This window comes from Acetobacter cerevisiae (genome assembly GCF_001580535.1).
GTDB lineage: Bacteria > Pseudomonadota > Alphaproteobacteria > Acetobacterales > Acetobacteraceae > Acetobacter > Acetobacter cerevisiae.
In genome coordinates this window covers 1-15483 of record NZ_LHZA01000143.1, presented here as the reverse complement: position 1 = coordinate 15483, position 15483 = coordinate 1, and the positions used below count along the sequence as shown (strand labels likewise).

At 57.4% G+C, this 15483-nt stretch carries 11 protein-coding genes and 1 pseudogene; 9 read left to right on the top strand and 3 right to left on the bottom strand.

Annotated features, from left to right (window positions below; translation table 11 throughout):
- Positions 1-6 precede the first annotated feature (6 nt).
- Positions 7-1065: an A/G-specific adenine glycosylase gene (mutY, locus tag AD928_RS07555; RefSeq protein ID WP_062249530.1), complete on the bottom strand. Its 1059-nt coding sequence runs from the start codon at positions 1063-1065 to the stop codon at positions 7-9.
- A gap of 10 nt (positions 1066-1075) precedes the next feature.
- Here mutY and AD928_RS07550 point away from each other — a divergent pair, with 10 nt between their 5' ends.
- A complete protein-coding gene (locus AD928_RS07550) occupies positions 1076-1597 on the top strand; it encodes a DUF721 domain-containing protein (protein ID WP_082779805.1) in 522 nt (173 codons plus the stop codon).
- Positions 1598-1607: 10 nt separating this feature from the next.
- On the opposite strand, the gene AD928_RS07545 is transcribed toward AD928_RS07550, so the two are convergent.
- Positions 1608-3290 (bottom strand): carbohydrate porin, encoded by a 1683-nt coding sequence (locus AD928_RS07545; RefSeq protein WP_373320591.1) that lies wholly within the window; start codon positions 3288-3290, stop codon positions 1608-1610.
- 1058 nt (positions 3291-4348) lie between these two features.
- Here AD928_RS07545 and AD928_RS07540 point away from each other — a divergent pair.
- The 7 genes from AD928_RS07540 (at position 4349) to holA (ending at position 13514) form a co-directional block, all read left to right on the top strand.
- Positions 4349-6790 carry a membrane-bound PQQ-dependent dehydrogenase, glucose/quinate/shikimate family gene (locus AD928_RS07540; protein ID WP_062249529.1) on the top strand — a complete coding sequence of 814 codons (2442 nt, stop codon included), beginning with the start codon at positions 4349-4351 and terminating at the stop codon, positions 6788-6790.
- An 88-nt stretch (positions 6791-6878) separates the two neighbouring features.
- The gene (locus AD928_RS07535; protein WP_233420002.1) at positions 6879-8087 is read left to right on the top strand and encodes a lytic transglycosylase domain-containing protein; all 1209 of its coding nucleotides are present in this window, start codon (positions 6879-6881) and stop codon (positions 8085-8087) included.
- A 60-nt stretch (positions 8088-8147) separates the two neighbouring features.
- Positions 8148-8450 (top strand): hypothetical protein, encoded by a 303-nt coding sequence (locus AD928_RS07530; protein WP_062249527.1) that lies wholly within the window; start codon positions 8148-8150, stop codon positions 8448-8450.
- Between the two features lie 64 nt (positions 8451-8514).
- Positions 8515-9054, top strand: coding sequence for a DUF3576 domain-containing protein (locus AD928_RS07525; protein ID WP_052403647.1), 540 nt, complete (start codon positions 8515-8517; stop codon positions 9052-9054).
- Between the two features lie 78 nt (positions 9055-9132).
- Positions 9133-11778, top strand: coding sequence for a leucine--tRNA ligase (gene leuS, locus AD928_RS07520; protein ID WP_062249569.1), 2646 nt, complete (start codon positions 9133-9135; stop codon positions 11776-11778).
- Entirely contained in the window at positions 11778-12476 is a 699-nt protein-coding gene (gene lptE, locus AD928_RS07515; protein ID WP_062249525.1) for an LPS assembly lipoprotein LptE, read from the top strand. The genes leuS and lptE overlap by 1 nt, the downstream gene beginning before the upstream one ends.
- Before the next feature lie 24 nt (positions 12477-12500).
- Positions 12501-13514 (top strand): DNA polymerase III subunit delta, encoded by a 1014-nt coding sequence (gene holA, locus AD928_RS07510; RefSeq protein WP_062249523.1) that lies wholly within the window; start codon positions 12501-12503, stop codon positions 13512-13514.
- 449 nt (positions 13515-13963) lie between these two features.
- Here holA and AD928_RS07505 read toward each other — a convergent pair whose 3' ends face one another.
- Complete coding sequence (locus AD928_RS07505; protein ID WP_062249521.1) at positions 13964-14521, bottom strand: hypothetical protein; 558 nt, start codon at positions 14519-14521, stop codon at positions 13964-13966.
- Between the two features lie 372 nt (positions 14522-14893).
- Here AD928_RS07505 and AD928_RS07500 point away from each other — a divergent pair.
- Positions 14894-15460 (top strand): annotated as a pseudogene (locus AD928_RS07500) (cation:proton antiporter domain-containing protein); the annotation flags it as partial.
- Positions 15461-15483 lie beyond the last annotated feature (23 nt).

Genomic DNA, 15483 nt, shown 5'->3' with positions numbered 1-15483 from the left:
AACCTCTTACAGAGCTTTAAGCCCCAGTTTTATGCATTTGAGCATGACGGAGGGTAATGAAAGCCCGGCCACACTACCAACCGGCGCCAGAAAACCCGACTGCACGGCCTGATTGGAAAAATGCTGCACACGCGCAGCGTAAACTGTGACCTCAAGCGTAAAATGCGTAAACACATGCCGCACCGCGCCACAAGCCTGCCAGGAGGCTTTGCAGGGCGCCTGTTCCAGAGCCCCGGCCTCTGACCAGGGCTCCGAACGCCACTCCGTGCCGGGAAGTTCCGTCATGGCTGCCAGTAGCCCGGTTTCCGGCCTTTTCCGCAACAAGACCTGCTCCGCCGCATCTACTGCCAGAAAATGCGCGCCATAGCGCACGGGCCGCGCCACCTTGGGAGCCTTACGCGGCAGGGTAGCGGCAATGCCGGCTTTTTGCGCGGCACAACTCTCCCGCCATGGGCACAGAGCACAGGCCGGAGAACGCGGCGAGCACAGGGACGCCCCCAGATCAAACAACGCCTGAGCAAAATCGGAAGGACGTGCCTGTGCCTGCCGGTCCGCATTCAGCCCTTCAGCCAGCTTCGCCAGTGTTTTGCGGGCGGCCGGTAGCGGCTCTTCCACCGCAAACAGACGGGACGTAATACGCTCCACATTGCCATCCACCGGCACCACCGGCACGCCAAACGCAATGGCCGCCACCGCCGCCGCTGTATAAGCCCCTACCCCCGGCAGAGCGCGCAGGCCGGCGACATCCTGCGGAAAGCCGCCGAGAGCTACAACCTGCTGCGCGCAGGCATGCAGGTTTCTGGCACGGGAATAATAGCCCAGCCCGGCCCATGCGGAGAGCACAGCATCCCGGTCCGCCGCCGCCAGATCCTGCACGGTGGGGAATTTTTCCAGAAAACGATGGTAATACGGACCAACAGCCTTGACCGTTGTCTGCTGAAGCATGATCTCGCTCAGCCAGACATGGTATGGATCAGCATGCTGATCGACTTCGGCGCGCCATGGCAGAGTGCGGCGATGTCTGTCATACCAGTCGAGCAGGGATCGGGCGGATGGCTTTTTCACGGAGAGTGTTATGACGAAGGAGAGTCCCTCCGGCAAGACAACAGGGCGCAAAACTGCCACCACCAAAAAAGCGCAAACACCGCCCCCGCCGCCACGCCGGGCCATGACGGCCCGCAGTCTGGCCGCATTGCTGCCCAATGTTACGGCCCCGGCTTTCAAGAAACGCTCCCCGGCAGGCGTGCAGCTCTTTACAGACTGGGCTGATATTGTGGGCCCGGCTCATGCTGCCGTCACAACGCCCCGCAAATTATCTGCAGGCACTCTGAGCATTGCATGTGCCGGACCAGTCGCCATGGAACTCCAGCATCTGAGCGATGCCCTGATTGCGCGCATCAATACGTGGTGCGGGCAGGCCTTGGTGGCGCGGCTGCGTTTTGTGCAGGACCCGGCAGCCGGACAACGCATTACCGCCCGCCGCACGCCCAAGGCCGCCACGCGCCCGTGCCATCTGCCGGAAATGGAAGACAGCCCGTTAAAGGAAGCGCTGGAATCTCTGGGCGCGCATATCGTGCAGAAAAAAGCGGGGCGTTAACGAACAATCCTTACAGGTTGGCAATTACTTTCAATCCAACCAGTGCGGCATCTGGTCTGCGAGAGGTTTCGCCCGGACGAATCATATACTGAAATTCAGGCTGAACCAGCACACCGGGAACGACGTCGATTGCGTAATAGGCTTCAATAACGTGAGAGTCCGTCTGCGGTGCCAGAACCTGAGCGCCCAGAGAAAGACCGGCATCCTGCGCATACATCTGCCCCAGTTCTTTCCGATGGCTGACATGATACCAGGAATATAAAATTCCCAGCCTGTCAGTCAGGCGACCCGGAATGACACCATTAAAGGACAGGCCTCCATAGGCTTCATCAGAGATGGAGGAAACACGCGGCGTGTTATGAATATACCCCGCCATGAGGTAGCCACCGGCCATCTGATTACGGCCCCCTTTACGATAAATCATCTGATCCCCCTCAAACCAGAACATATCCATTGGCGCACTGTGCAGGCGGCCCGCAGCGACAACCTTATTGGCCGGAGGTGTTCCCATAACATCCGGGTAGCGCGACGTATCATGTGCATAACCAAAAACATAATGTCCTGGCAGGCGGTTTCGCGTCAGGAAGGGTTGCCATGTAAACTCTATTGGCAACATCAGGCCTGTGGTATTTTCACTCCCCCATGCCCACCCGCTGGGGTTATTGGCAAGCGGGCTGACCTGATAAGCGCCCAGTTGCACCATGGTATCGCGCGTGGGACGAAAGCGCACACGGCTACCCCATGTCGCTTTTGGGTAAACGGCAAATCCCGGATCGACTTTCAGAGCTACGGGTGCCGAGCATGTCACCATAAAAGAGCAGATAAGAGGGGATGTTGCAAAAACATGCGTCAGAGACATGCGGCCAAACGTGATATCCATACGGTTCTGGAGAAACTTCTTTTCCGCATAAAAATCGACCAAATGGGCCACGACGTGCCCGGAAAGTCCGTAAACTTCCATAAGATTTACATAATAATCCCCAACCCGGTCATGCGATACCTCTCGCCCCGCACGGTTCATGAGCAGGGTATGGATAGACCACCCGTTCAAGCCCGCCAGTTTCCCCAGATCAAAGTTCATTTGCAGGGTCAGCTCATGCACATAATCCATGCCACGCTGCATGCCACCATGGATATTGGCCATAGCTTCCCCTTTATACGTAAAAGAGAAAACAAAGCCTTTTTTCTGAAGCCTTTCACGGAATGGCATGATTTGCGGAACCAGATGCCCGCTCCCTGCGGTGGGGACATAATACGGGTCATCCATATCCGTGCGGCGCTGAGCATCCACTTCTGAGGGAAGCAGCCAGGATGGCCCTTCTTTGCCCGTCAGATCATCCAGCTCCAGTTTATGAAAGGTCCTGGCACTTTGATATTCATCCACACTGGGAACATCCATCGTCGCCAGACCGGGCCAGGGGGCAACCGGCACACCACTTACCGGAAGCGGAGAGTTCTTAGGCCGCACAAGCACACGAGCATCCGGCTGAGACAAATCATCCTGGGATGGTGTTCCGGAAAGCACATTAACATAAACGGTTTTTTTGGTCGGAGACGATAAGACGCTGGCGTCTTCAGCGTGCGCGACACCGGAAGAGAAAGTGATTAGCAGGCTTCCTGCAAGCGTTACTCCCCGTAAAGCAGAAAACGGTTTGAATACAGGAAACCTGTTGCAGCGTTTGCGATACATCATCTGACCATGGATAAGTTTTAGCACTCTGGCCAGAAAGTGCCCGGTTAAAGCGTGGAAAGCTGGAGAGGTCACCCAACATTTTTTTAAAACGGGCCCTGACACATCAGGGCCCGCCTTCCGCCAAGAATGCCGCCTCTCACCAGAAAGGCGGCAAAATGCGATAGCATGTTTTTTCTGAAATGATTTGGGAAAATAACAGTATATAAAACACAAAAACGTTATGTTTAATAAATATAGAATCTAACTATTAAGTAATTTATCTGGAGTTTTGGTTTTTTATTTATATATGATTATGCGCACGCATTCAAAAAGATCCGACGGAACATCGGTTCATATCAAAATGGAAATAGAAAACGTAAGATATTATAAACAAGAATACCGTACTGTTATTTCCAAATCTTCCTTAGAGAGCAAAAGAGACGCATCAAGAATGACCTGAGAGACACCCTTGAAAACATCGCGTTTGACTGTTGCTATGCATGAATCCTTTAAGGCGCTGAAATTCATCCAATGTCCAATATATGAAAGAGGGATTTTCCATATTTTTTTCCATATGGATATAACGTGCATATAGCGTTCGGCTCTATTGAATTTCTCATGCAAATTATAATTTTATCAATGACTTATGTTATTTTCTACTGAACCAGAAATGCTATCTATCTGGAAAGAGCATAACGAAAAGGAGCGAGGCTTCTCACCGGAACGTTACCCCCGAAATAGGGCGGAAATGCCTCCTGTCCAGCACTAAGGAGAATGAGCAGAAAAGAACCTGCCATTTCACAAAAAAGCTACTCTCAGGGCGAATGACCTTGTGCTAGGAAAAATTTTATAAAAATTCACCGTTTTTCGGTGGGTTTTCCCCAAAGACCTTCTTGACAGAATCAGACATATTGGACACAGAGCATTTTCCGCTCCTCTGGAAACAATGATGAAGGACTCTTTCCACAGCCCATAGTGCACAGAGAAAAGCTCTTATCATAAGCCAGTATATCTGGATTTAGTCGTAACCTCGGCCTGGCACCCTGCTGTCAGGACGATTTCAATACTGGAGTGACAGCATGGGTGACGGTCAACCCGCAGATCACCATTCTCCGCTAGGTGGCATTTATCGTGCCGTCTTTTCTGTCATCAGCCTTGCTGCTGGTCTGGCGCTTGCTTACGGTGGCATAAAGCTTCTGATGCTCGGCGGCTCAGCGTATTACCTTCTGGCGGGCCTTGCCTATTGTGCCCTGGCCGTTCTGGTTTTTCTGAAACATCCTTATACTCTGGTTGTGTCGGCCGTTGTTTTTGCCGCCACCTTTGTATGGGCGCTGTGTGACACGCCGGAAATTGGCTACTGGGCCCTTTTGCCGCGTCTGGTTGTGCCTGCCATTCTCTTCACCCTCAGCCTGTGGGCCGTCGCGACATTCCCCGCAACGTCCTCCCCCATCCGGCGGGGCAGCGTTTTTGGTGGTCTTGGCATTGTCGGCTGTTTGCTGGTAACGCTGGCAGAGGCCTTCTTCCCGCACGGGCAGATCAGCAACCCCGATGCAGCATCAGCCAACCCGCAGGTCGCTCAGGCAGGCAAAACCGATGCACCAGAGGACTGGGAATTCTTTGGGCGTAATGCTCAGGGTACGCGTTACGCACCCTACACCCAGATCACGCCAGACAATGTCAGCAAGCTGAAAGTTGCGTGGGTTTATCATACGGGCAGAAGAACGCATGGTCCCGGTGCAGGGGTTGATGAAAACACCCCCCAGCAGATTGGCAACGTGCTGTATTCCTGCACGCCAGAAAACCTGATTACGGCTCTGGAAGCCGACACCGGGAAAGAGCTGTGGAAGTTTGACCCCAAGGCACACTCTGCTGAACATGTTACATGCCGTGGCGTTGGCTATTACGATGCTACAAAAGACGCCAGCCTGACCGCTGAGGAAAAAGCAGCGGATGATGCGGCCCCCATGTGTCATCAGCGTATTCTGGTCTCTACCGTGGATGCCCGCTTTATTGCGCTGGATGCCCACACCGGTGCGGAATGCTCCGGCTTTGGTGAAAACGGCGTTGTAGACCTAAAGAAACAGATGGGCCCGACTGCAGCGGGTAAACGCTACCACCCCACCTCCACCCCGGTTGTTATGGGCCACGTTGCCGTTATCGGCGGCTGGGTGCGTGACATTGTTCACGGCGAACCCTCCGGCGTTGTGCGGGCTTATGATGTGCGGACCGGCGCTCTGGCCTGGGCCTGGGATGTTGGTGACCCGGACAACACGGGCGCACCTGCGGACGATCAGACCTACACTCTGGAAACCCCCAATGTGTGGACCATCCCGACCTACGATAAAGAGCTGAATCTCGTCTATCTGCCCACCGGCAACGGACCGCCGGATTACTGGGGCGGAGACCGGACGGTCGCCAAGGAAAAATTCGGCGCTGCTGTTGTCGCCGTGGATGCTTCTACCGGCAAAACAAAATGGGTTTTCCAGACAGTTCACCATGACGTCTGGGATTATGACCTACCCTCGCAGCCTGTTCTGTATGATGTGACCAACGCGCAGGGTGAAAAAGTCCCGGCACTGATCCAGACCACGAAGACCGGACACATCTTTGTTCTGGACCGTCGCACCGGCACGCCGGTGACGGAAGTTCAGGAACGCCGCGTTGCAACCTCTCCTTCAGCGCAGGGCGAACATCTGTCTCCCACCCAGCCGTTCTCTGTGGGCATGCCCACCATCGGGGCTGATCCGCTGACGGAAAGCTCCATGTGGGGCGTCAGCACGTTTGACCAGCTTTATTGCCGCATCATGTTCAAGGATTCGGTTTATGAAGGTCCGTTCACGCCGCCGGGTGAAAAACCCTATATCGAATGGCCCAGCCTGCTGGGCGGCATGAACTGGGGCGGCATCTCCATTGATGAAGCACGCGGCGTCATGTTTGTGAATGACATGCGGATGCCCCTGCGTATGTCTCTGGTGAACCTTGAGGAAGCCAAGAAATATAAAGCCTCAACCGACGAAGTGCCGGGCTTCATGGGCACCATGCGCCCGCAGGTGGCGGGGTCCTATGCTGGTGTGCGCATTGATATTCTGCAGTCTCCGCTGCAGGTGCCCTGCAACACGCCGCCCTTCGGCACCATGAGCGCCATTGATCTGCATACCAAAAAGCTGCTGTGGCAGGTGCCCATGGGCACAACGCAGGATCTGGGTCCGATGGGCATCAAAACCCATCTGCCGGTTCCCATGGGCATGCCAACTCTGGGTGGCCCCACTTCCACCGCGTCCGGGCTGGTCTTCTTTGCTGGCACACAGGATTACTATCTACGTGCGCTAGATTCCGGCACGGGTAAGGAAGTGTGGCGTGAGCGTCTGCCGGTTGGCGCTGTGGCAGCCCCCCTCATTTTCCGCTCCCCCAAAACGGGCAAGGAATATGTGGTGATCTCTGCCGGCGGCATGAGCCACTCTCCTGATGTGGGTGACTACATTATTGCCTACACGCTGCCGGATGATGGTGCGGCCAAATAAGCGGTCAAAAACTCACTGACCCGAACCCAGGAAAATCCCCACTTTATGTGGGGATTTTTTTTGCCCGACCTCCCGGAGTCAAAGCGTGATGATAGGCCTGCTCAAGGTTGTGATTGCATCCGGCTTTCAGGAAAGGCACCATGCGCGCATGGTTCGGACTTTTCTTCTCCCCGGAACAGCACAAAAGAGAAAACGTACGCTCTGCTCGCTGTTTCTTGGCGGGCTGGCAACTCTCTCTGCCTGTGCCGGGCCAACACGCTCCACATACCGCGCCCCCGGTGCGGCTCTTAACCCGTGGGGACCTTACATTCAGGAAGCCTCCACACGGTTTTCCGTCCCGCAGTCCTGGATTCGCGCCATCATGCAGCAGGAGTCCGGTGGGCACCAATATATGCATGGTCGCCCCATCCGCTCTATCCACGGGGCGGTCGGTCTGATGCAAATCAAGCCTGACACTTACAGAGAGCTGGCCAAACGCTACCATCTGGGGTCCGACCCGTACAATCCGCATGACAACATCATGGCGGGTAGCGGATATATCCGAGAGCTCTATGACCGCTTCGGCTCTCCGGGTTTTGTGGCTGCCTATAACTGCGGCCCGCAATGCGAGGAAAACCACCGCAGCCGTGGCACAAGCCTGCCATCCTACGCGCGGACCTATCTGGCGTCCGTCAGCCCGCATCTGAATGATCCGGTTCCGGCCATGACCACCACAACCGAGATGGCGTATGCCACGGCTCCCAGTGCAGCCCTACCGCAGCAGGTCGCCGTTCCGGCCAGCCCACCGGCTTATCGCGTTGTTGCAGCCTCGGCTCCGGCCACGGTGGCGGTTGCCAGCACACCCGCTGCAAGCCCGGCCGGAACCGCTACGGCCCCGCCACTGCCTGCTGATGACCTTGCGCCCCCGGCTCCCTACACCTCAGACGGAGATATTGCTGTCTCCTCCGCTGCGGGCACTGAGGCCGCTGGACAGACTCTCACAACGCCTGTAATTACACCGGCATCTTCTACGACCCCGACAGCTGCCACGGTCTGGCAACAGGATACAGGGGGCAATGCTATGATCCAGATTGGCGCATTCTCCACGCAGGAACGTGCTCTTCAGGCGGCAGCTCTGGCCAGACAGTCTTCCGGTGGGCTGGCAAGTGCGGTCAACCGGATTGAGCTGATCCCCACCACCAATGGGCGCCAGATCTGGCGGACACGGCTGGCGGGCCTGTCCGCCACACAAACCGGGCCGATCTGCTCCCAGCTTCGGCAGCAGGGCCTCTCGTGTATTCTGGTTGTGAATCAATAATTTTTCTCTATTTCTTGTTAAGATCGCTCTTGCTGATTACCACCCCGAATCGCACAGTCTTTGCTGCTTGCGCTCGCAGCGGCCTCCGCGCTGGAGCTGTATAAACAAGCGAATGAGTATGCCGAGCGCCTCAGCCTGCTCCAGCCGGCTCTGACCGCATCCCGCATTGAAGCCCGTTACGCTTATCTCCCGCCGGATCTGATGAAACTGCTGACGGATGCTCTGAAAAAGGGAGGCTTTCTACAGGACGACGCAGTCCCCCTGCGCCCCTTGTCCGCAGAGAGCGTAAGCAGACGCTTGGCGGGATTGCCCCGACAGGATATGAAGAGAACCAAGACCCATTCGACCATGAACCGGACCTGACCCTGCGCATCAGGCAGGCCGGGGAACATCGGCGCCCCACCGCCGAAGGAGCCGTATCGACATTATGCCACGTCGTCCCATGCCCTGCCCTTCCGCTTCCGGTTCTGCCTCCAGCGGCTCACGGCCTGCTTTCTGGCTGGCTGGCGTTGCCCTTTCCGGCCTTCTGCTGCTGCCGGCCTGCTCCAGCGGCCCGCGCACCAGTAGTGATCTGACCGCCCCGCGCAACCATCTTCTGCATGAAGACCGGGGCGCATCAGGGGGTGAAGATGTACTGAAAGGTGGCGTTAACGCCTATCTGTGGCGCGCCACGCTGGATACGCTCTCCTTCATGCCCGTCGCCACGGCGGATGCGGAAGGCGGCATTATCCTGACAGACTGGTACACTCCGCCCGCAGCCCATGGGGAACGCTTTAAAATGACAGCGTTCATCCTGGACCGTCGCCTGCGCTCCGATGCGCTGCGTCTGACGGTGTTCCGTCAGGTCCAGCAGGGCACGGAATGGGTGGATACGCCGCCTGCCGCCAATACGGCGTCTGATATTGCGGCCCGCATTCTCTCCCGCGCACGTAAACTGCGCGCAGATAACGGCAACCGGGACGACTGACGTCCCGGCTCTTCGCTGTTCCCGGCCCCTTTGCGGGCCGGTTTTTTCCTGATTTACAAATTCACCCGCGCGAGTTCCATGACACAGCCTGCCAACACGTCCACTGCCCCGGCGCAGCCCTCCACAGGGGCGTCCTTCGATTTTCAGAGCGTTGAGCCCCGGTGGCAGAAGGCGTGGGATGAGGCCGGTGTATTCACCGTGCCGGACATCCCCCCGGCGGATAAGCCCAAATACTACGTACTGGAAATGTTCCCCTACCCCTCCGGCCAGCTCCATATGGGCCATGTGCGCAACTATGCGCTGGGGGATGTGGTCGCCCGTTACAAACGCGCCCGCGGCTATGCCGTGCTGCACCCCATGGGCTGGGATGCGTTTGGCCTGCCAGCAGAAAACGCAGCGCGGGAACGCGGCGTGCACCCGCAGGACTGGACACTCAAAAATATTGCCGCCATGCGCGCCACCCTCCAGCGCCTTGGCTTCTCCCTGAACTGGGACCGTGAAATTGCCACCTGCCTGCCGGATTATTACGGCAAGCAGCAGAAGCTGTTTCTGGACTTCCTGCAGGCTGGTCTGGTGGAACGCCGGGAAAGCTGGGTGAACTGGGACCCGATTGACCAGACCGTTCTGGCCAACGAGCAGGTTGTGGACGGTCGCGGCTGGCGCTCCGGCGCACTGATCGAGAAGAAGAAGCTCTCCCAGTGGTTCCTCAAAATCACCGATTTTGCGGAAGACCTGCTGGACGGCCTGAAAACGCTGGACCGCTGGCCGGACCGCGTCCGCGTCATGCAGGAACGCTGGATTGGCCGCTCGGAAGGTGCGCACATCACCTTCTCTCTGCATCAGCCGCCGCAGGGGCTGGATAGCAACCTGAACGCGGTTGAGGTCTTCACCACCCGCCCGGATACGCTGTTCGGCATGTCCTTTCTGGCGATCGCACCGGACCATCCGCTGGCCGCCTATGTTGCCCAGAGCAATAAAGAGGCTGCGGAGTTCATTGCAGAATGTCGCCGCCTCGGCACGTCGGTCGAGGCTGTGGAAACGGCTGAAAAGCGTGGCTTTGATACGGGTCTGCGCGTCAATCATCCGTTCATGGACAAGAGCTTTCCGATCTGGATCGCCAATTTCGTACTGATGGATTACGGTACCGGCGCCCTGTTCGGCTGCCCCTCCGGGGACCAGCGCGATCTGGACTTCGCGCATAAATACGACCTGCCGGTTACCCCGGTTGTCCTGCCGCAGGGCAAAGATCAGGCTGATTTTGCCATCACCAAAAATACCTTTACCGGCGATGGCACGATGATCAACTCCGGTTTTCTGGATGGTCTGACCACCGAGGAAGCCCGCAAGGAAGCCATCACCCGGCTGGAAGAGCTGGGCGTGGGCAAAGGCGTGGTCAACTGGCGTCTGCGGGACTGGGGTGTTTCCCGCCAGCGCTATTGGGGTTGCCCCATCCCCGTGATCCATTGTGACCATTGCGGTCCCGTGGCCGTGCCGGACGCGCAGCTGCCGGTCAAACTGCCGGAAGACGTCACGTTCGACAAACCGGGCAACCCGCTGGACCACCACCCCACATGGAAGCATGTAGACTGCCCCAAGTGCGGCAAACCTGCGGTGCGTGAGACCGACACGTTTGACACGTTTGTTGACAGTTCATGGTATTTTGCCCGCTTTACGGCTCCCCATGCCGACACCCCGACCGTGCGCGCTGCGGCCGATGGCTGGCTGGCGGTGGACCAGTATATTGGCGGGATTGAGCACGCCATTCTGCATCTGCTCTATGCGCGCTTCTTTACCCGCGCCATGCGCAAAACCGGGCATCTGGATCTGAGCGAACCATTTGCCGGGCTGTTCACACAGGGCATGGTCAGCCACGAAAGCTACAAGGATGCAGCCGGGAACTGGCTGTATCCGGAAGAAGTGGACCTCCGCCCGGATGGTGCCGTCAAACGCGACACCGGGGAAGCCGTCACCGTTGGCCGCGTGGAAAAAATGTCCAAGTCCAAGCGGAACACGGTCTCACCCGAGGCCATTATTGAACGCTTTGGCTCAGACACCGCCCGCTGGTTCGTGCTGTCTGACAGTCCGCCGGAACGCGATATGGAATGGACGGAAGCCGGTGTTTCCGGTGCCGCCCGCTTTGCACAGCGCCTGTTCCGTCTTGTCCGCACGGTGGCAGAAACCGTGCCGGCGCAGGACGCCTGTCCGGCAGAAATCGCCCCGCAGGCAGATGCTCTGCGCCGTGCCACCCATCGCACCATTGCGGCCGTGACGGAAGCGCTGGAAACCTTCACCATTAACGTGGCCGTAGCCCGCATCCATGAGCTGACCTCCGCTCTGGCGGATGCGGAAAAAACCCCGGATCTCCCCGGTATGGCGTTCGCCCGGCGTGAAACCGCCCGCGCCCTCTGCCAGCTGTGCGCCCCCATGATGCCGCATCTGGCGGAAGAGATGTTTGCGCAGCTGGAGCCGGGTAAGACCATGGTGGTGGAACTGCCCTGGCCGGAAGCCGACCCCAGCCTGCTGGCCGCAACACAGGTCACGCTGGCGGTGCAGATTATGGGTAAGCTGCGCGGTAAGATTGATGCGGCACCGGATGAAGACAGTGCGACCGTGATTGCCCGTGCAGAGGCCGAACCCAATGTGGCGCGGCTGCTGGAAGGCAAGCGGATTGTCAAACGCATTCACGTGCCCAACCGTATCGTCAACTTTGTAACGGCAGGCTGATGTCCAGACCCCGCTTCACGCAGACTCTTCTGAATGGCTCTCTGGCAGTTCTGCTGCTGGGGGCTCCTCTTGCGCTGGGCGGGTGTGGCTTTCAGCCGCTGTATGGCGAGCGCGAGGATGCGCCGCAGATCAACGCGGAACTCAAACGCGTCTACGTTGCCAATATCCCTGAACGGGTAGGCCAGCAGGTGCGTCTTGCCCTGCAACAGAATATGGCAGGTGACGGGCCGGAAGACCCGGATGGTTACACACTGGTTGTCCAGCCTTCCGTCAGCTCAGAATCTCTTGATATCCACTCGGACAACACTTCTGGCCGTGTGCGTATGAATGGCCATGCGCACTGGACGCTTTACACCGTCGAACAGTATCCCAAATTTCTGGCGCAGGGGGATGCCACAGCGCTGGATGGGTATACTGCGACATACGAACAGTATTTTGCTCAGACTCTGAACAACGAGACGGCGACAGGCCGCGTGGCAAAAACGCTGGCGGATCAGGTCACGCAGCAGGTGGCCACGTGGTTCCGTACGCAGGCCACGCCAGCACAGAAGCGCTCGCAGGGCCCCAAAGCGTTCTACCCCATGCCCAACGCCATCCCGAATTCTGAAAAGGATGCACCCATGGAGCAGGAAGGGGATGACGCCATTCCGGATATGGCCACGGGCCGTGGTTCCCCCAGCCAGACCGGTGGCCTGTAACGGCCAGGGGCGGGACACAGCCTTATGAAGATTGATGCCCGCAATCTGCCGCGCGTAACCCGAGACCCCGGCGCGTGGCGGGTCATCCTGCTGCATGGCGAGGATACCGGGCTGATCCGTGAGCGGGCGCAGGATGCCGTCAAACAAATTGCCGGATCAGTGGATGATCCGTTCCGCGTGGCCGTGCTGGACAAGGAAACGCACGACCGACTGGAAGAAGAAGCCACGGCCTTTTCCCTGATGGGTGGGCGCCGCGCCGTACGCGTGCGTGATGCCGGAGACGGCCTGCTTAAAGCTGTGACCCATGTGCTGGAGCAAAACACCGATACGCTGGTGGTGCTGGAAGCCCCGGGCCTGCCCTCGCGTTCCAAACTCCGCGCCCTGCTGGAAAAACGTCCGGACTGCGCCAGCGTTGGCTGCTACCCGGAAGAAGGCCGCACGCTGGAAGCCACCATTACCCAGATGCTGGCCAGCCACTCTGTGCGCATTGATCAGGATGCTCTGCACTGGCTGACAGGCCGGCTTGGAGCCGACCGGGGCGCTGCCCGCAGTGAAGTGGAAAAACTGGCCCTTTATGCGGGCGATACCGGCACGCTCTCGCTGGAGGATGTGCATGTCTGCATTGGGGATGCTGGCAGCGTCTCCGTGGAAGATGCCGCCTTTGCCGCAACGGAAGGCCGCCGCACGGAAGCCGATCTGGCTATTGAACGCGCACTCGCCGAGGGCATCAGCCCGATTGCCATTGCCCGCACCTTTCTCTCCCATCTGCACCGCCTGCGACGTGTGCGCGCCGCCATGGCGGATGGTGCCAGCCGGAGTGATGCCATCAAGGGATTGCGTCCGCCGGTCTTTTTCAAACGCGCCAACGGCTTTAACAGGGCCGTGGAGCTCTGGCCACTGCCCGCCTTGACCAAGGCCGTGCAGGAAACGCAGGCGCTGGAACTCTCCTGCAAACAGACCGGCGCGCCAGATGCTCTGCTTTGCAAACGCTTTGTGGCAGGGCTGGCGGCACGGGCCGTTCTGGCATCCCGCCGCTAGGCCGCCTTCCCCTTGCTCCTGCTGGGGGCTTTCAGTATAGACAGTGGGGTGTGTCCGCGTAGCTCAGCAGGATAGAGCACAGGATTCCTAAGGTAATTGGGCGCCATGACGGGAAACCCCATGGTGTATCCGCTCAAATTCGGGGAACGCTCTGGCAAGCTTTTGCCGTGCCGATCCCGAGCCAAGCCGCGCTCTGGCAACAGGGCCGGAAGGTGTAGAGACTGGACGGGCGGTGCCTACGGGCCGGAAACGGCTTAAGGCAAAGGGACAGTCCAGACCACGAACACCCGGCCCCTTTTAAAGGGAGCAAAACCGGGTGGCGGTGAAAACCGAAGTGGGATGAATCCTGGGGCCATGGGTTCGAATCCCGTCGCGGACACCAACAGCCTGTTTTCCGGGTATAACCTCTGAAATTGCCAGATTTACTGAATCGTAAATCCAACACAGACTTAGTGTTCCGCAGACGCCTCGCGTGGTGGCTGCTCCTCGGTCTTGGCCTGATCCATATCCTTAATAGACTGATCGGCCTCATCCGTCAGGCGCTGTATTTCTTCTTTACTCTCGCCAGAAGAGGCTAGTCTTTCTCGGTAGTCATAGAATTTCTTAATCAGGTCATCTTTGACAAACCAGATGGCATTAAAAAGAAGCTTTTCTGGCAGAAAAAGCCGAATGGATGAGGGCACCAGTTTCAGCACCCAGCGGTAAACGGCTTCCATTTTCTCGCGGTCATTCAGAACTTCGCTGGCTGCTGCCACGGCGACCATCAGAACCGCTTTATCAAGATAAGGCTTATATTTTTTCAGGAAGACTTTGGAAGAGGCTGCCCTGGGCTTATATTTGTTCACCACAGTCTGGCGGACTGCCCCAACCTTCTGCCCAACAGCTTTTACGCGGGTTTTTAGTTTTCCTAATCGGGTCGGCTTGTCCTCTTCCAGCAGAAGAGGGGCATCATAAGTCAGAAGACGCTCTGGCGCTCTACTTGTCTTTTCAGAATTTTTATCTGGCACAATAGATCAACCCTACGCATCATTTCTCAAAAAACAGAAAAACCTTTTGGGAATACTGATATCCGACTGAGACTAGCAGCCAAATGGCTCTGGTTCAAACCACCTCACGAAGGCTGGCCTCTTGCAAAACCAGCAAGATCTTTTTCCAAATTATAACATCTTTTTTAATACACTCTCTGCTCACAAACCATAAACTCCAGCAAAACCGGGTATCGCGGTGATATCCGAAAATACCAGACCACAAAAAGAACCTGTGAGATCAGAACTGATAGAGCTTTATATCAATTTATTAACTTTTTTCAATATTGTTTCACTTTCCATCTGTTCTCATATAATAAAGCTAATAACTAAAAAGAAAGGCAGGATCAACGCATGCCGAAAATCTTAGCGCTTGTTGCTGATGTGCTTATATTTGTTCTGGTGCCATGGGGATTCTGGCGCCTGATTAACAAAGCTATTCCTATTGCCGTCATCCCGATTCTTGTTGGTATTCTTTTCGCTGTTACCCACGCGCCTGTGCAGGAACTCGGTATTCCGTCCTTTTACGGGAATTCCATCGGCTGGGTGGCGGTGCTTATTCTCGCCTTCACTGCCGGGCTGGAAATGTGGCAGACGCCAGAAAAAGATCAGAATGACCCTCTGCCCTCTCCGTCTCTCGGCCGCTTGCTGGCCGGGGCATTAGTGGCGCTGGCCGGACCTTTCGTGATTGGCTCCGTGCTGGTCTATTATTTCTTCCTGCCCCTACGTGGCTGGACGCCCCCGCACACAACCCCGCTGATCGGGGCCATGTCTGTCGGGCTGTGCATGGCGGTCAGCGCCCTGCCGGTGCTGATTGGCGTGGTGCGTGAGCTTTCCCCTGCCCATCGACCCATCGGCCATCTGGCCCTCAAGCTGGCTGTGGTGGATGATGCCGCCTTGTGGGTCGGGCTCGCTGCCCTGGACTTGTAACGGTTTTGTGCCGG